At 61.0% G+C, this 14,063-nt stretch carries 25 protein-coding genes; all 25 read right to left on the bottom strand.

Annotated features, from left to right (window positions below; genetic code table 11):
• Positions 1-39 precede the first annotated feature (39 nt).
• The 25 genes from rplO to rpsL all read right to left on the bottom strand — a co-directional run bounded on the left by rplO (position 40) and on the right by rpsL (position 13,891).
• Positions 40-558: a 50S ribosomal protein L15 gene (gene rplO / locus BN32_RS02880; protein WP_019196596.1), complete on the bottom strand. Its 519-nt coding sequence runs from the start codon at positions 556-558 to the stop codon at positions 40-42.
• A gap of 11 nt (positions 559-569) precedes the next feature.
• A complete protein-coding gene (gene rpmD / locus BN32_RS02875) occupies positions 570-767 on the bottom strand; it encodes a 50S ribosomal protein L30 (protein ID WP_019196595.1) in 198 nt (65 codons plus the stop codon).
• Positions 768-794: 27 nt separating this feature from the next.
• Positions 795-1,373, bottom strand: a complete 579-nt coding sequence (gene rpsE, locus BN32_RS02870; RefSeq protein WP_006021054.1) for a 30S ribosomal protein S5 — start codon at positions 1,371-1,373, stop codon at positions 795-797.
• Between the two features lie 72 nt (positions 1,374-1,445).
• A complete protein-coding gene (rplR, locus tag BN32_RS02865; RefSeq protein WP_019196594.1) occupies positions 1,446-1,808 on the bottom strand; it encodes a 50S ribosomal protein L18 in 363 nt (120 codons plus the stop codon).
• Between the two features lie 11 nt (positions 1,809-1,819).
• Positions 1,820-2,353, bottom strand: a complete 534-nt coding sequence (gene rplF / locus BN32_RS02860) for a 50S ribosomal protein L6 (protein ID WP_019196593.1) — start codon at positions 2,351-2,353, stop codon at positions 1,820-1,822.
• 13 nt (positions 2,354-2,366) lie between these two features.
• Positions 2,367-2,765, bottom strand: a complete 399-nt coding sequence (gene rpsH / locus BN32_RS02855) for a 30S ribosomal protein S8 (RefSeq protein WP_019196592.1) — start codon at positions 2,763-2,765, stop codon at positions 2,367-2,369.
• 12 nt (positions 2,766-2,777) lie between these two features.
• Positions 2,778-3,083: a 30S ribosomal protein S14 gene (rpsN, locus tag BN32_RS02850; RefSeq protein ID WP_019196591.1), complete on the bottom strand. Its 306-nt coding sequence runs from the start codon at positions 3,081-3,083 to the stop codon at positions 2,778-2,780.
• Positions 3,084-3,135: 52 nt separating this feature from the next.
• Complete coding sequence (rplE, locus tag BN32_RS02845; protein WP_019196590.1) at positions 3,136-3,693, bottom strand: 50S ribosomal protein L5; 558 nt, start codon at positions 3,691-3,693, stop codon at positions 3,136-3,138.
• Positions 3,686-4,000: a 50S ribosomal protein L24 gene (gene rplX / locus BN32_RS02840; protein WP_019196589.1), complete on the bottom strand. Its 315-nt coding sequence runs from the start codon at positions 3,998-4,000 to the stop codon at positions 3,686-3,688. The genes rplE and rplX overlap by 8 nt, the downstream gene beginning before the upstream one ends.
• On the bottom strand, positions 4,000-4,368 hold the full coding sequence (gene rplN, locus BN32_RS02835) for a 50S ribosomal protein L14 (RefSeq protein WP_002712291.1): 369 nt from the start codon (positions 4,366-4,368) through the stop codon (positions 4,000-4,002). Before rplN ends, rplX begins: the two co-directional genes overlap by 1 nt.
• A gap of 38 nt (positions 4,369-4,406) precedes the next feature.
• Positions 4,407-4,652 carry a 30S ribosomal protein S17 gene (rpsQ, locus tag BN32_RS02830; protein WP_019196588.1) on the bottom strand — a complete coding sequence of 82 codons (246 nt, stop codon included), beginning with the start codon at positions 4,650-4,652 and terminating at the stop codon, positions 4,407-4,409.
• Between the two features lie 10 nt (positions 4,653-4,662).
• A complete protein-coding gene (gene rpmC, locus BN32_RS02825) occupies positions 4,663-4,875 on the bottom strand; it encodes a 50S ribosomal protein L29 (RefSeq protein ID WP_019196587.1) in 213 nt (70 codons plus the stop codon).
• A 10-nt stretch (positions 4,876-4,885) separates the two neighbouring features.
• Complete coding sequence (gene rplP, locus BN32_RS02820; RefSeq protein ID WP_019196586.1) at positions 4,886-5,299, bottom strand: 50S ribosomal protein L16; 414 nt, start codon at positions 5,297-5,299, stop codon at positions 4,886-4,888.
• 33 nt (positions 5,300-5,332) lie between these two features.
• Positions 5,333-6,031, bottom strand: coding sequence for a 30S ribosomal protein S3 (rpsC, locus tag BN32_RS02815; RefSeq protein ID WP_019196585.1), 699 nt, complete (start codon positions 6,029-6,031; stop codon positions 5,333-5,335).
• 15 nt (positions 6,032-6,046) lie between these two features.
• Positions 6,047-6,433 carry a 50S ribosomal protein L22 gene (gene rplV, locus BN32_RS02810; protein WP_006021065.1) on the bottom strand — a complete coding sequence of 129 codons (387 nt, stop codon included), beginning with the start codon at positions 6,431-6,433 and terminating at the stop codon, positions 6,047-6,049.
• Positions 6,434-6,451: 18 nt separating this feature from the next.
• On the bottom strand, positions 6,452-6,727 hold the full coding sequence (gene rpsS, locus BN32_RS02805) for a 30S ribosomal protein S19 (protein ID WP_002712297.1): 276 nt from the start codon (positions 6,725-6,727) through the stop codon (positions 6,452-6,454).
• 12 nt (positions 6,728-6,739) lie between these two features.
• Positions 6,740-7,576: a 50S ribosomal protein L2 gene (gene rplB / locus BN32_RS02800; protein WP_019196584.1), complete on the bottom strand. Its 837-nt coding sequence runs from the start codon at positions 7,574-7,576 to the stop codon at positions 6,740-6,742.
• 11 nt (positions 7,577-7,587) lie between these two features.
• Complete coding sequence (locus BN32_RS02795) at positions 7,588-7,887, bottom strand: 50S ribosomal protein L23 (RefSeq protein ID WP_019196583.1); 300 nt, start codon at positions 7,885-7,887, stop codon at positions 7,588-7,590.
• On the bottom strand, positions 7,884-8,504 hold the full coding sequence (rplD, locus tag BN32_RS02790; RefSeq protein WP_019196582.1) for a 50S ribosomal protein L4: 621 nt from the start codon (positions 8,502-8,504) through the stop codon (positions 7,884-7,886). Before rplD ends, BN32_RS02795 begins: the two co-directional genes overlap by 4 nt.
• Positions 8,504-9,229, bottom strand: a complete 726-nt coding sequence (rplC, locus tag BN32_RS02785) for a 50S ribosomal protein L3 (RefSeq protein WP_019196581.1) — start codon at positions 9,227-9,229, stop codon at positions 8,504-8,506. The genes rplD and rplC overlap by 1 nt, the downstream gene beginning before the upstream one ends.
• Positions 9,230-9,280: 51 nt before the next feature.
• A complete protein-coding gene (gene rpsJ / locus BN32_RS02780; RefSeq protein ID WP_002712302.1) occupies positions 9,281-9,589 on the bottom strand; it encodes a 30S ribosomal protein S10 in 309 nt (102 codons plus the stop codon).
• 110 nt (positions 9,590-9,699) lie between these two features.
• Positions 9,700-10,890: an elongation factor Tu gene (gene tuf, locus BN32_RS02775; RefSeq protein ID WP_019196580.1), complete on the bottom strand. Its 1,191-nt coding sequence runs from the start codon at positions 10,888-10,890 to the stop codon at positions 9,700-9,702.
• A gap of 37 nt (positions 10,891-10,927) precedes the next feature.
• The gene (fusA, locus tag BN32_RS02770) at positions 10,928-13,000 is read right to left on the bottom strand and encodes an elongation factor G (RefSeq protein ID WP_019196579.1); all 2,073 of its coding nucleotides are present in this window, start codon (positions 12,998-13,000) and stop codon (positions 10,928-10,930) included.
• A 33-nt stretch (positions 13,001-13,033) separates the two neighbouring features.
• Complete coding sequence (gene rpsG, locus BN32_RS02765; RefSeq protein ID WP_019196578.1) at positions 13,034-13,504, bottom strand: 30S ribosomal protein S7; 471 nt, start codon at positions 13,502-13,504, stop codon at positions 13,034-13,036.
• Between the two features lie 15 nt (positions 13,505-13,519).
• Positions 13,520-13,891 (bottom strand): 30S ribosomal protein S12, encoded by a 372-nt coding sequence (gene rpsL, locus BN32_RS02760; protein ID WP_002712306.1) that lies wholly within the window; start codon positions 13,889-13,891, stop codon positions 13,520-13,522.
• Positions 13,892-14,063: the final 172 nt, after the last annotated feature.

Raw genomic sequence — 14,063 nt, 5'->3', positions numbered from 1 at the left:
TCTTGTCGCGGATGCCCGTCACAAGGGCGGGATCGAACCTTACGAAGCCTTCCTGTTCGGCTTCTTGGCGGCAGCCTTCTGTGCGGCTGCATCCTTCGCCGGTGCCAGGATCTTCACCGTTCCGCCGGCCTTCTCGACTGCCTCGATCGCGGACTTGGTCGCGCCGTGCACTTCGATGTTCAGCTTGGCCTTGAGTTCGCCACGGCCCAGCAGCCGCACGCCGTCCTTCGAACGGCGCAGCAGTCCCGACTTCACCAGCGCTTCCGCGTTGACGGTCGCCTTCGCGTCCAGCTTCTTGGCGTCGACGGCTTCCTGCAGACGGTCGAGATTGACCTCCGTCAGCTCGAGCCGGAAGATGTTGTTGAAGCCGCGCTTCGGCAGACGGCGATGCAGCGGCATCTGGCCGCCTTCAAAGCCCTTGATGCGCACGCCCGAACGCGCGGTCTGACCCTTGCCGCCACGACCTGCCTGCTTGCCCTTGCCGGAGCCAATGCCACGGCCAACGCGCATGCGCTTCTTGCGCGAGCCGCTGTTGTCGGCGATCTCATTGAGCTTCATCGCTTGCTTCCTTACTTCTCGTCGACGACGCGAACGAGGTGCTTGACCCGGTCGATCATGCCGCGAACCGAAGGCGAATCCTGCAGTTCAGAGACACGGCCGATCTTGTTGAGACGCAGCCCGATCAGCGTCGCACGCTGAGCGGCCTGACGGCGGATCGGGCTACCCGTCTGCTCGACCTTGATGGTTTTCGTTGCGGCCTTGGCCATAGTATTAACTCCAAAACGGCGCGTGAATTATTCCGCGACAGCTTCCGCGTCGCCGCCGACACGGCGGGACTGCAACGTGGACACCTTGATGTTGCGGCGGTTCGCAACCGAACGCGGCGAATCCTGATGCTTCAGCGCGTCGAAGGTTGCGCGAACCATGTTGTAGGGATTCGACGAACCGATCGACTTCGCCACCACGTCCTGGATGCCGAGCGTCTCGAACACAGCGCGCATCGGGCCACCCGCGATGATGCCGGTACCGGCAGGCGCAGCGCGCAGATAGACGCGGCCGGCGCCGTGACGGCCAGCGATATCGTGATGCAGCGTGCGGCCTTCGCGCAGAGCAACGCGCGTCAGGTTACGCTTGGCCGACTCAGTCGCCTTGCGGATCGCTTCGGGCACTTCGCGTGCCTTGCCGTGGCCGAACCCGACCCGGCCTTTCTGATCGCCGATAACGACCAGAGCTGCGAAACCGAAGCGCTTGCCGCCCTTGACGACCTTCGCAACACGATTGATGTGGACGAGCTTGTCGACAAACTCGCTGTCGCGCTCTTCCCGATCCCGACCGCCCCGCTCGCGTCCGCCGCGTTCGCGTTCACCTGCCATGGTGTTTTCCAATCCTTGTGAGGCTCGCGCCTCTGACCTTGTGTCCGTTCAAACCAAATTCAAAAGCTGAGCTTAGAAGCTCAAGCCGCTTTCCCGCGCGGCTTCGCCGAGCGCCTTGACGCGGCCGTGGTAAAGATAGCCACCACGGTCGAAAACCACTTCCTTGACGCCGTTCTTTACGGCGCGTTCCGCCAGCAGCTTGCCGACAGCCTTCGCCGCATCGATGTCGGCGCCGGTCTTGCCGCCGTCGCGCATCGTCTTTTCCAGCGACGAGGCCGAAGCCAGCGTTTCGCCCTTCAGGTCGTCGATGACCTGAGCGTAGATGTGCTTCGACGAGCGGAACACCGACAGGCGCGGACGCCCGTTCGCGGTCCGGCGCAGCGCGAGACGTACGCGCTGCTTGCGCCGGGCATTCGTGACCTTGAGTTTCGACATGACCGGCTCCGTTACTTCTTCTTGCCTTCCTTGCGGAAGATAAATTCGTTGGCGTACTTCACGCCCTTGCCCTTGTAGGGCTCCGGCGGACGATAGCTGCGGATCTCGGCGGCAACCTGGCCGACGCGCTGGCTGTCGTTGCCGACGATGGTGATTTCGGTCGGCTTCGGCACGGTGATCGTGATCCCTTCCGGGATCGGGTAGATCACGTCGTGGCTGTAGCCGAGCGCGAGCTGCAGGTTCTTGCCCTGCAGCGCGGCGCGGTAACCGACGCCGGTGATTTCAAGCTTCTTCTCGAAGCCCTTGGTGACGCCTTCGACCAGATTCGCGATCTGGGCGCGAGCAGTTCCGTAAAGCGAACGCGCGCGCTTGGTCTCGAAGCGCGGCGCAACGGTGATCGCGCCGTCCTTCATTTCGACCGACACGTCGTCGTGCACGACAAACTGAAGTGCGCCTTTCGGCCCCTTCATCTTGACGGTCTGGCCTTCGAGATTCGCGGTGACGCCCGAGACAATCGGAACGGGTCGTTTGCCTACGCGTGACATAATCGTTCCTTCCTTAGAACACCGTGAAGAGAACTTCGCCGCCCACATTCGCGTCACGCGCGTCGTGGTCAGCCATAATTCCCTTCGGCGTCGACAGCACAGAAATGCCGAGACCGTTCTTCACGCGCGGCAGGTTCTTCACCGAAGCGTACACACGACGCCCTGGCTTCGAGACCCGCTCGATTTCGCGGATGACCGGTTCGCCATCGAAATACTTCAGTTCGATCTCGAGCTCGTTGTGGCCGCCGGCATGCTCGACCGCTGCGTAGCCGCGGATATAACCTTCGGCCTTCAGCACTTCGAGAACGTTGGCGCGCATCTTCGAGCCCGGGGTCGAAACCTTGGACTTGGAGCGCATCTGCGCGTTGCGGATGCGGGTGATCAGATCGCTGATGGGATCGTGCGTTGACATATCCGACCCTCCTTACCAGCTGGACTTCACGAGGCCCGGGATCAGGCCCTTCGAGCCATAATCACGGAGCGCGATGCGGCTCATCTTGTTCTTGCGATAGACCGCGCGCGACCGGCCGCTGATTTCGCAGCGGTTGCGGATGCGGGTCGCCGACGAATTGCGCGGCATCTCGGCGAGCTTGATCGTCGCCGCGAAACGCTCTTCCATCGGCTTCTTCTTGTCGGCGATGATCGCCTTCAAGCGAGCGCGCTTGGCCGCAGCGTTCTTCGTCATCTTCTGACGCCGGTTATTCTTCTCGACTGAACTTTTCTTCGCCATACGAGTAGTCTCCATACCTTTCCGCGTTTGAGACGCTGACTAGTTCAGTGTCTCACTGCCGGAACGGAAAATTGAATGCGGTCAGCAACGCACGCGCCTCGTCATCGGTGGTCGCGGTGGTGCAGATCGTAATGTCCATGCCCCAGGTCTCGCCCGACTTGTCGTAGTCGATTTCCGGGAACACCAGATGCTCCTTGAGGCCGAGCGAGTAGTTGCCCATGCCGTCGAAGCTCTTCGGATTGAGGCCGCGGAAGTCGCGAACGCGAGGCAGCGCGATGTTCACAAGACGGTCGACAAAGTCGTACATCTTGGACTTGCGCAGCGTCACCTTGGCGCCGATGGCCTGGCCTTCACGCAGCTTGAAGGTCGCGATCGCCTTGCGTGAATGCGTGACGATCGGCTTCTGGCCGGCGATCAGCGCGAGATCGGCAGCAGCCAGTTCGACCTTCTTGCGGTCGTTGACGGCTTCGCCGATGCCCATGTTGAGCACGACCTTCTCGAGAACCGGCACCTGCAGGGCGTTCGTGTAACCGAACTGCTCAACCAGCTTGCCGCGGATCTCTTTATCGAATTGCGTCCGGAGACGCGGAACGTATGCGGTCTCAGCCATTGATCTCTGCTCCCGAGCGCTTCTCAATGCGCACCTTGGTGCCGTCCTTCTGGATCTTGAAGCCGACGCGGGTCGGCTTGCCGTCCTTGCCGACGAGCGCAATGTTCGACAGGTGGATCGGCGACTCCTTGGTGATGATGCCGCCCTCCTGCGCCTGGGTCTGCTTCTGGTGACGCTTCACCAGGTTGACGCCACGCACCAGCGCCTTGTTCTCGGTGGGACGCACCTCGAACACTTCGCCAGTCCGGCCCTTGTCGCGGCCGTTCAGTACGATGACCTTGTCACCCTTGCGAATCTTGGCAGCCATTACAGCACCTCCGGCGCAAGCGAGATGATCTTCATGTGGTTCTTGGCGCGAAGCTCGCGCGGCACCGGCCCGAAGATACGGGTGCCGACCGGCTCGGACTGGTTGTTGATCAACACAGCCGCGTTGCGGTCGAAACGGATAACGGAACCATCGGCGCGGCGAATATCCTTCGCAACGCGAACGACGACCGCCTTCATGACGTCGCCCTTCTTCACCTTCCCGCGAGGGATGGCTTCCTTGATGGAAACGACAATGATGTCACCCACAGTCGCGTACCGGCGCTTGGAACCTCCAAGAACCTTGATGCACATGACACGGCGCGCGCCGGAATTATCGGCCACGTCGAGGTTGGTCTGCATCTGAATCATTGATGCACCTCGTCCTCTTTCTGATGCGCTTGTTGCGCTTAAGCTGTTTTTGTTTCGGCCTGGACTACCGTCCAGCGCTTCAACTTCGAGAGTGGTTTGCTTTCCTCAATTCGAACCACGTCGCCTGCCTTGAACTGATTGTTCTCGTCGTGCGCGTGATAGTTCTTCGAACGTCGGATCGTCTTCTTGTAGATCGGGTGGGTGAAGCGGCGGTCGACGCGCACGACAATTGTCTTGTCCTGCTTGTCGCTGACGACGACGCCCTGGAGAGTACGCTTCGGCATCTTTCGCCCCTTACTTCTTGGTCTGCGCGGCGCGCTTCTGCGCTGCGACAGTCTTGATGCGTGCGATATCGCGGCGAGCTTCACGCAGGCGCGAGGTGTTCTCGAGCTGCCCGGTGGCGCGCTGGAAGCGCAGATTGAACCGCTCCTTCTTCAGATTGAGGACGGCTTCGTCCATCTGATCGGGGCTCATCGCGCGGATGTCTTCGACTTTCAAATCAGCCATGATCGTTTCCTTACTCCGCAATGCGCGCAACGAAGCGCGTCTTGATCGGAAGTTTGGCGGCGGCGAGCGACAGTGCTTCCTTCGCGGTCTGCTGGGTCACGCCGTCGATCTCGAAAATGAGACGGCCTGGCTTGACGCGAGCAACCCACAATTCCGGCGTACCCTTGCCCGAGCCCATTCGCACTTCGGCGGGCTTCTTCGAGACCGGCAGATCCGGGAATACGCGGATCCAGACGCGGCCGGCACGCTTCATGTGACGGGTCAGCGCGCGACGGGCGGCTTCGATCTGGCGCGCGGTGATGCGCTCCGGCGCCATCGCCTTCAGGCCGAACTGGCCGAAAGACAACGTCGCGCCCGACGAGGCGACGCCGTGAATACGGCCCTTATGCGCCTTTCGGAACTTTGTCTTCTTTGGTTGCATCATGGCTTACGCCCTCAAACCTTCTTCGAATTTCAATCAAGCCGCATCGCGACGCGGACGTCCGCTGTCGCCTTCGGCCATGCGCTTGTCCTGAGCCATCGGATCGTGCTCGAGGATTTCACCCTTGAAGATCCAGACCTTGACGCCGCAGGTGCCGAAGGTCGTGAACGCGGTGGCGACACCGTAGTCCACGTCAGCGCGCAGCGTGTGCAAAGGCACGCGGCCTTCACGGTACCATTCCATACGGGCGATTTCCGCGCCGCCGAGACGGCCCGAGCAGTTGATGCGGATGCCCTCGGCGCCCAGACGCATCGCCGACTGAACGGCGCGCTTCATGGCGCGGCGGAACGCAACGCGGCGCTCGAGCTGCTGAGCGATCGATTCGGCGACCAGGGTCGCATCGAGCTCCGGCTTGCGGATTTCGATGATGTTGATGACCACATCGGACTCGGTGATCGCGGCAACCTTCTGGCGCAGCTTGTCGATGTCAGCGCCCTTCTTGCCGATCACGACGCCCGGACGCGCCGAGTGGATCGACACGCGGCACTTCTTGTGCGGGCGCTCGATCACGATGCGCGCGACCGCAGCCTGCTTCAGTTCCTTCATCAGCATGGCGCGGATGCGGATGTCCTCATGGAGGAGCTTCGCATACTCGTTCTTGCCGGCGAACCAACGGGAATCCCAAGTCCGGTTAATGCCCAGACGCAGCCCGATTGGATTGATCTTCTGACCCATCGTCTTCTCCCGCCCTTAGGCGCTCGCCTCGGCCTCGACCTGACGAACAACGATCGTCAGCTGCGAGAACGGTTTAAATACACGACCCGAACGGCCACGGCCGCGCGGTGCGAAACGCTTCATCACGATGCCGTTGCCAACATGCGCCTCTGCGACGACCAGAGCGTCGACATCGAGGTCATGGTTGTTTTCGGCGTTCGCAATCGCGGACTCCAGACACTTCTTGACGTCGCCGGCGATCCGCTTGCGCGAGAACTGCAGGTCGGCGAGCGCAGAGGATGCCTTCTTGCCGCGGATCAGCTGCGCAACAAGGTTCAGCTTCTGCGGGCTGACGCGAAGCATGCGGGCTACCGCCTTTGCTTCGTTATCCGGGAGAACCCGTTCGCGCTTTGGTTTGCTCATGACTAAGTCCTCAAGCCCTTACTTCTTGGCTTTCTTGTCGCCCGAATGGCCGTGGAAGGTCCGCGTCGGCGAGAACTCGCCGAACTTGTGACCGACCATTTCCTCGTTCACTGCGACCGGAACATGCTTCTGACCGTTGTAGACGCCGAAGGTGAGCCCCACGAACTGCGGGAGGATCGTCGAGCGGCGGCTCCAGATCTTGATAACGTCGTGACGGCCGGACGAACGCGCGGCATCTGCCTTCTTGAGCAGAGAGCCTTCAACGAACGGGCCTTTCCAGACTGAACGAACCATGTCCGGCGATCCTTACTTCTTCTTCCGCTTGTGGCGGCTGATGAGAATGAACTTGTTTGTCGACTTGTTAGAACGCGTCTTCTTGCCCTTGGTCGGCTTGCCCCACGGAGTAACCGGGTGACGGCCGCCCGAGGTGCGGCCTTCGCCGCCGCCGTGCGGATGGTCGACTGGGTTCATCACGACGCCGCGGTTATGCGGACGACGGCCCATCCAACGCTTACGACCGGCCTTGCCGATCGAGATGTTCATGTGATCCGGGTTCGACACCGCACCGATGGTGCCGATGCAGCGGCCGTGAACCAGGCGCTGTTCGCCCGAGCTCAAGCGCAGGATCACGAAATCATGGTCGCGGCCGACGATCTGGGCGTAGGTGCCCGCGGAGCGAGCGATCTGGCCGCCCTTCCCGATCTTCAGCTCGACGTTGTGCACGATGGTGCCGACCGGCATGTTGCCGAGCGGCATGACGTTGCCCGGCTTCACGTCGACGTAGCTGCCGGCGACAACGGTGTCGCCAACGGCCAGACGCTGCGGCGCCAGGATGTAGGCCTGCTCGCCATCGGCGTACTTGATCAGCGCGATGAACGCGGTGCGGTTCGGATCGTACTCGAGACGCTCGACCTTGGCCGGCACGTCGGTCTTCTTACGCTTGAAGTCGACGATGCGGTACGTCTGCTTGTGGCCACCGCCGCGGAAACGCACGGTGATGCGGCCGGTATTGCCACGTCCGCCGGACGAGTGCTTGCCTTCGGTCAAAGCCTTGACAGGCTTGCCCTTGTACAGCGCCGAACGATCGACCATCACCAGCTGGCGCTGGCCGGGCGTCGTGGGGTTGAATGTTTTCAATGCCATCGTCGTGTGCCTTACAGTCCGGTGGTCACGTCGATGCGATGACCTTCTTCGAGGGTCACGATCGCGCGCTTCGTATCCGACTGAGAACCGAACTGGCCGCGGAAGACTTTCGTCTTGCCCTTGCGGACCAGCGTGTTGACGCTCTTCACCTTGACGTCGAACAGCTTCTCAATCGCGTCCTTGATCTGCGGCTTGGTCGCCTTCGCCGCGACCTTGAACACAACCTTGTTGTGCTCGGAAGCCACGGTCGCTTTTTCGGTCACGACCGGCGCGACAATGATGTCGTAATGACGCGCATCCTGAGTCTTCATTTGAAGCGCGCCTCCAACGCATCGAGAGCGGCCTTGGTCAGAACGAGTTTCTGACGGCGCAGAATGTCATAGACGTTGATGCCCTGAACCGGCAGCACGTCGATGTGCGGAATGTTACGCGCAGCAGTCGCGAAACCGGTGTTCACTTCGGCGCCGTCGATGATGAGCGCGTTGGTGATCTCCAGACCCGAGAAGTGTCCGAGCAGCGCCTTGGTCTTGGCTTCCTTCAGATCGGCGTTCTCGATCACGATGAGACCGCCGTCCTTGGCCTTCGCCGACAGGGCGTGCCGCAGACCGAGCGCGCGAACCTTCTTCGGCAGATCGTGCGCATGGGAGCGAACGACCGGACCGAACGCACGGCCACCGCCGCGGAACTGCGGAACGCGAGCCGAACCGTGACGAGCACCGCCGGTGCCCTTCTGCTTGTACATCTTCTTGCCGGTGCGCCAGACTTCAGCGCGGCCCTTGGTCTTGTGGGTGCCGGCCTGACGCTTGGCGAGCTGCCAGTTGACGACGCGCTGGATCAGATCCTTGCGCGGCTCAAGACCGAAGATCTCGTCCGACAGCTGAACGGAGCCAGCCGACTTACCTTCCAGGGTTGTGACCTTCAATTCCATCACGCACCCTCCTCTGCCGGAGCCGCTTCAGGAGCAGCGTCGGTTCCGCCAGCCAGCTTGAACTTGCCGGGCTTCGGCGCATCCTTCGGCAATGCTTTCTTCACGGCATCGCGCACGGTGATCCATCCGCCCTTGGAGCCGGGAACGGCACCTTCGATGAGCAGAAGTCCGCGCGCCACGTCCGTCTGGACGACGCGCAGGTTCAGCGTGGTGATCCGATCGACGCCCATGTGGCCGGGCATCTTCTTGTTCTTGAAGGTCTTGCCGGGATCCTGACGGCCGCCGGTCGAACCGATCGAACGGTGCGAGACCGAGACGCCGTGGGTTGCGCGCAAGCCGCCGAAATTCCAGCGCTTCATGCCGCCGGCGAAGCCCTTACCGACCGAGGTGCCCGTCACGTCGACGAACTGGCCGACAACGAAATGGTCCGCCTGGATTTCCGCGCCGACCGGGATCAGCGAGTCTTCCGAGACGCGGAATTCCGCGACCTTGCGCTTTGGCTCGACCTTGGCGACGGCGAACTGGCCGCGCTCAGCCTTCGGCAGATAGACGCTTTTGCGCGAGCCCGAACCGAGCTGCAAAGCGACATAACCGTTCTTGTCAGTGGTGCGATGGCCAACAACCTGGCAATTGCCCAACTTGAGCACAGTCACAGGGATATGTTCACCGGTCTCCGTAAAGACCCGCGTCATCCCGACCTTTTGTGCGATCACTCCGGAGCGCATCGGCGTGCTTCCTGTCTTTCTGTCCGCGATCTGCGAACTTAACAAAAATTCTTACAGCTTGATCTCGACGTCGACACCTGCGGCCAGGTCGAGCTTCATCAGCGCGTCCACGGTCTGGGGGGTCGGATCGACGATATCGAGAAGGCGCTTGTGAGTGCGCATCTCGAACTGCTCGCGGCTCTTCTTGTCGACGTGCGGCGAACGGTTGACGGTGAACTTCTCGATGCGCGTCGGAAGCGGAATGGGTCCGCGAACCTGTGCACCGGTGCGTTTTGCCGTGTTCACGATCTCGCGGGTCGACGTATCGAGAATCCGATGGTCGAACGCCTTGAGACGAATGCGAATATTCTGGCCGTTCATTGCCGCTGTCTTTCTTGTCCGTCACGACCGGTCAGCCCGGCCATCCACGTTTTTTATTCAGAGGGTCGTGAATGCCCGGTCTTCCGACCGGGCATGCGACGGATCGTTTGTTACTCGATGATGCTGGAGACGACGCCCGAACCAACGGTGCGGCCGCCTTCACGGATCGCGAAGCGAAGCTTCTCTTCCATCGCGATCGGCACGATCAGGTGCACTTCCATCGCAATGTTGTCGCCCGGCATCACCATTTCGGTGCCTTCCGGCAGGTGAACGACGCCGGTCACGTCGGTCGTGCGGAAGTAGAACTGCGGACGGTAGTTGGTGAAGAACGGCGTGTGACGGCCACCCTCTTCCTTGGTGAGGATGTATGCCTCAGCCTTGAACTTGGTGTGCGGCTTGACCGAACCCGGCTTGCAGAGAATCTGGCCGCGCTCGACTTCCTCGCGCTTGGTGCCGCGAAGCAGCGCACCGATGTTGTCGCCAGCCTGGCCCTGATCGAGCAGCTTGCGGAACATTTCAACGCCGGTAACGATGGTCTTCTGGGTGTCCTTCAGACCGACGATTTCGATTTCTTCGCCAACCTTGATGATACCGCGCTCGACACGGCCGGTGACGACGGTGCCACGGCCCGAGATCGAGAACACGTCTTCGACCGGCATCAGGAACGGCTGGTCAATCGGACGCGCCGGCTGCGGAATGTTTTCGTCGACGGCCTTCATGAGCGCCAGAACGGCGTCGTGGCCGAGTGCCGGATCCTTGTTCTCGAGCGCTGCGAGCGCCGAGCCGCGGATGATCGGAATATCGTCGCCCGGGAAGTTGTACTTCGAGAGCAGTTCGCGAACTTCCATCTCGACCAGTTCGAGCAATTCCGGATCGTCGACCATGTCGCACTTGTTCAGGAACACGACGATCGCAGGAACGCCGACCTGACGGGCGAGCAGGATGTGCTCGCGGGTCTGCGGCATCGGGCCGTCAGCAGCGGACACGACGAGGATCGCACCGTCCATCTGCGCAGCGCCGGTGATCATGTTCTTCACGTAGTCGGCGTGGCCGGGGCAGTCGACGTGCGCGTAGTGGCGGTTCGCGGTCTCGTACTCGACGTGAGCGGTCGAGATGGTGATGCCGCGCGCCTTTTCTTCAGGCGCCTTGTCGATCTGGTCGTATGCCGTGAACGTTGCACCGCCCGTTTCAGCCAGAATCTTGGTGATCGCTGCGGTCAGCGATGTCTTGCCATGGTCGACGTGACCGATGGTGCCGATGTTACAGTGCGGTTTGTTACGTTCAAATTTAGCTTTAGCCATGACGTTCTCCGTTCAACTTTGACTTGCGTCAAAGAAATCAAGCAAACTTCTTCTGGACTTCTGCCGACACGTTGGCCGGCGCTTCAGCGTAGTGATCGAATTGCATCGTGAAGGTCGCGCGGCCCTGGCTCATCGAGCGCAGGTTGTTCACGTAACCGAACATGTTCATCAGCGGCACCATCGCGTTGACGACGTTGGCGTTGCCGCGCATGTCCTGACCCTGGATCTGGCCGCGGCGGGAGTTGAGATCGCCGATCACCGAACCGGTGTAATCCTCAGGCGTCACCACCTCGACCTTCATGATCGGCTCGAGGAGGACCGACTTGCCCTTCTGAAGCGCTTCACGGAACGCAGCGCGCGCCGCGATTTCGAAGGCGAGCGCCGACGAGTCGACGTCGTGATACTTGCCGTCCACGAGCGAAACCTTGACGTCAACCACCGGGAAGCCGGCGACGACGCCCGACCCCATCACGCTGTTGAGGCCCTTTTCGACACCCGGGATGTATTCCTTCGGAACAGCACCGCCGACGATCTTCGATTCGAATTCATAGCCAGCACCCGGCTCGTTCGGCTCGACCACGATCGACACTTCAGCGAACTGACCGGTACCGCCGGTCTGCTTCTTGTGGGTGTACTTGACCTCGGCCTTCTTGGTGATCTTCTCGCGGAACGCCACCTGCGGCGCGCCAATGTTGGCGTCGACCTTGTAGGTGCGGCGGAGAATATCGACCTTGATGTCGAGATGGAGTTCGCCCATGCCCTTCAGGATGGTCTGGCCGGACTCGTGGTCGGTCGACACGCGGAACGAAGGATCTTCGTTCGCTAGCTTCGCCAGAGCGACGCCCAGCTTTTCCTGATCGGCCTTCGACTTCGGCTCGATCGCGATTTCGATGACCGGCTCCGGGAATTCCATCTTTTCAAGGATGACCGGATGGTCGGAATCGCACAGCGTGTCGCCGGTGCGAGCTTCCTTGAGGCCAGCTAGCGCGACGATATCGCCAGCGTAGGCTTCCTTGATGTCTTCGCGGTTGTTCGCATGCATCAACAGCATGCGGCCGATGCGTTCTTTCTTGTCGCGGGTCGAATTGATGACGCCGGTGCCGCTGACGAGAACGCCCGAATAGATGCGGCAGAAAGTGATGGTGCCGACGAACGGATCGTCCATGATCTTGAACGCGAGCAGAGCCAGCGGCTCCTTGTCGTCAGCCTTGCGCACGACCTCGTTGCCGTCCTCATCGGTGCCCTTGATCGCAGGCACGTCGAGCGGCGACGGCAGGTAAGCAACAACTGCGTCGAGCAGCGGCTGAACACCCTTGTTCTTGAACGCGGTACCGCAGAGAACCGGATAGAAAGCACCGGTGAGCACTGCCTTACGGATCAAGCGCTTCAGGGTCGCCTCGTCCGGCTCATTGCCGTCGAGATAGGCAGCCATGGCATCGTCGTCGAGCTCGACGGCGGCTTCGACCAGCTTCTCGCGATATTCCTTCGCCTTGTCGGCGAGGTCCGCAGGAATTGCCTCAACGTCGTACATCGAACCCAGAGAGTCCTGATTGTAGACCAGGGCCTCCATGCGAACGAGGTCGATCATGCCCTTGAAGTTATTCTCGGAACCGATCGGCAACTGAATCGCGATCGGCTTAGCACCGAGACGATCGATGATGTCCTGCAGGCACTTGTAGAAGTCAGCGCCGGTCTTATCCATCTTGTTGGCGAAGACGATGCGCGGAACGCGATACTTGTCGCCCTGACGCCAGACGGTCTCGGTCTGCGGCTCGACGCCCTGGTTGGAGTCGAGAACGCAAACGGCGCCGTCGAGCACGCGCAGCGAACGCTCGACTTCAATGGTGAAGTCGACGTGGCCGGGGGTGTCGATGATGTTCAGACGCTTGCCGTTCCAGAACGCGGTCGTAGCGGCCGACGTAATGGTAATGCCCCGCTCCTGCTCCTGCGTCATCCAGTCCATCGTCGCGGCACCTTCGTGCACTTCGCCGATTTTGTGGCTCTTGCCGGTATAATAGAGGATGCGCTCGGTCGTCGTCGTTTTACCGGCGTCGATGTGCGCCATGATACCGAAATTACGGTAATCCTCAATGGCATGAAGGCGGGGCATAGGAGCTGTCCTTAATTTCCGTTCGTTTCGCCGTTACCAGCGATAGTGCGAGAAGGCACGGTTGGCTTCCGCCATCTTGTGCACGTCTTCACGCTTCTTGACCGCGTTGCCACGATTGTTCGACGCATCGAGCAGCTCAGCGGAGAGCCGCTCGGTCATCGTCTTCTCGTTGCGGCCACGCGCGGCCGTAATGATCCAGCGGATGCCCAGCGCCTGACGGCGCACGGAGCGAACTTCAACCGGCACCTGGTAGGTGGCGCCACCAACACGGCGCGAACGCACTTCGATGGTCGGCATGACGTTTTCCAGCGCCTGCTCAAACACCGGCAGCGGGCCCTGCTTGGTCTTGTTCTCGATCATCTCGAGCGCACCGTAAACGATGCTTTCGGCGGCAGATTTCTTGCCGTCATACATGATCGAATTCATGAACTTCGTGATGATGACGTTCCCGAACTTCGGATCCGGGTTCACTTCACGCTTTTCTGCAGAATGGCGACGCGACATTGATCAGATCCCCGATTACTTCGGACGCTTCGCGCCGTACTTCGAACGGCGCTGCTTGCGGTTCTTGACGCCCTGCGTATCGAGGACGCCGCGGAGAATGTGGTAACGAACGCCGGGCAAATCCTTGACGCGGCCGCCGCGGATCATGACCACCGAGTGCTCCTGAAGGTTGTGGCCTTCACCCGGAATGTAGCCGATGACCTCGAAGCCGTTGGTCAGACGCACCTTGGCGACCTTACGAAGCGCAGAGTTCGGCTTCTTCGGGGTCGTCGTATAGACGCGCGTGCAAACGCCACGTTTCTGCGGCGACTGCTGCAGCGCTGGCACCTTCTTGCGCGACTTCTGCGCTTCGCGCGGATTCGCGATCAGCTGGTTGATCGTCGGCATCGTTCACCCTTGTTCGCGCGAAACCTTATCGGCTCCGCAAATTCGTTCGGGGCCACCGCCCCACTCGCTTCACGCCGACCCATCAACTTCGCACCGCGCGTTTGATCGCGCAAAACGAAATCACGCCAACCATTCATTTCTGAACGGAAAGCGCTTGACGCCACAGAGGACC

It is taken from the genome of Afipia birgiae 34632, from assembly GCF_000308295.2.
In the GTDB taxonomy this organism is placed as follows: Bacteria; Pseudomonadota; Alphaproteobacteria; order Rhizobiales; family Xanthobacteraceae; genus Afipia; species Afipia birgiae.
The sequence above is the reverse complement of the archived record's forward strand: the minus strand, read 5'-3'. Positions and strand labels throughout refer to the sequence as shown.

Coding starts and splice junctions, on each gene's coding strand:
- rplO (WP_019196596.1), bottom strand. CDS start 558: ATGAAGCTCAATGAGATCGCCGACAACAGCGGCTCGCGCAAGAAGCGC.
- rpmD (WP_019196595.1), bottom strand. CDS start 767: ATGGCCAAGGCCGCAACGAAAACCATCAAGGTCGAGCAGACGGGTAGC.
- rpsE (WP_006021054.1), bottom strand. CDS start 1,373: ATGGCAGGTGAACGCGAACGCGGCGGACGCGAGCGGGGCGGTCGGGAT.
- rplR (WP_019196594.1), bottom strand. CDS start 1,808: ATGTCGAAACTCAAGGTCACGAATGCCCGGCGCAAGCAGCGCGTACGT.
- rplF (WP_019196593.1), bottom strand. CDS start 2,353: ATGTCACGCGTAGGCAAACGACCCGTTCCGATTGTCTCGGGCGTCACC.
- rpsH (WP_019196592.1), bottom strand. CDS start 2,765: ATGTCAACGCACGATCCCATCAGCGATCTGATCACCCGCATCCGCAAC.
- rpsN (WP_019196591.1), bottom strand. CDS start 3,083: ATGGCGAAGAAAAGTTCAGTCGAGAAGAATAACCGGCGTCAGAAGATG.
- rplE (WP_019196590.1), bottom strand. CDS start 3,693: ATGGCTGAGACCGCATACGTTCCGCGTCTCCGGACGCAATTCGATAAA.
- rplX (WP_019196589.1), bottom strand. CDS start 4,000: ATGGCTGCCAAGATTCGCAAGGGTGACAAGGTCATCGTACTGAACGGC.
- rplN (WP_002712291.1), bottom strand. CDS start 4,368: ATGATTCAGATGCAGACCAACCTCGACGTGGCCGATAATTCCGGCGCG.
- rpsQ (WP_019196588.1), bottom strand. CDS start 4,652: ATGCCGAAGCGTACTCTCCAGGGCGTCGTCGTCAGCGACAAGCAGGAC.
- rpmC (WP_019196587.1), bottom strand. CDS start 4,875: ATGGCTGATTTGAAAGTCGAAGACATCCGCGCGATGAGCCCCGATCAG.
- rplP (WP_019196586.1), bottom strand. CDS start 5,299: ATGATGCAACCAAAGAAGACAAAGTTCCGAAAGGCGCATAAGGGCCGT.
- rpsC (WP_019196585.1), bottom strand. CDS start 6,031: ATGGGTCAGAAGATCAATCCAATCGGGCTGCGTCTGGGCATTAACCGG.
- rplV (WP_006021065.1), bottom strand. CDS start 6,433: ATGAGCAAACCAAAGCGCGAACGGGTTCTCCCGGATAACGAAGCAAAG.
- rpsS (WP_002712297.1), bottom strand. CDS start 6,727: ATGGTTCGTTCAGTCTGGAAAGGCCCGTTCGTTGAAGGCTCTCTGCTC.
- rplB (WP_019196584.1), bottom strand. CDS start 7,576: ATGGCATTGAAAACATTCAACCCCACGACGCCCGGCCAGCGCCAGCTG.
- BN32_RS02795 (WP_019196583.1), bottom strand. CDS start 7,887: ATGAAGACTCAGGATGCGCGTCATTACGACATCATTGTCGCGCCGGTC.
- rplD (WP_019196582.1), bottom strand. CDS start 8,504: ATGGAATTGAAGGTCACAACCCTGGAAGGTAAGTCGGCTGGCTCCGTT.
- rplC (WP_019196581.1), bottom strand. CDS start 9,229: ATGCGCTCCGGAGTGATCGCACAAAAGGTCGGGATGACGCGGGTCTTT.
- rpsJ (WP_002712302.1), bottom strand. CDS start 9,589: ATGAACGGCCAGAATATTCGCATTCGTCTCAAGGCGTTCGACCATCGG.
- tuf (WP_019196580.1), bottom strand. CDS start 10,890: ATGGCTAAAGCTAAATTTGAACGTAACAAACCGCACTGTAACATCGGC.
- fusA (WP_019196579.1), bottom strand. CDS start 13,000: ATGCCCCGCCTTCATGCCATTGAGGATTACCGTAATTTCGGTATCATG.
- rpsG (WP_019196578.1), bottom strand. CDS start 13,504: ATGTCGCGTCGCCATTCTGCAGAAAAGCGTGAAGTGAACCCGGATCCG.
- rpsL (WP_002712306.1), bottom strand. CDS start 13,891: ATGCCGACGATCAACCAGCTGATCGCGAATCCGCGCGAAGCGCAGAAG.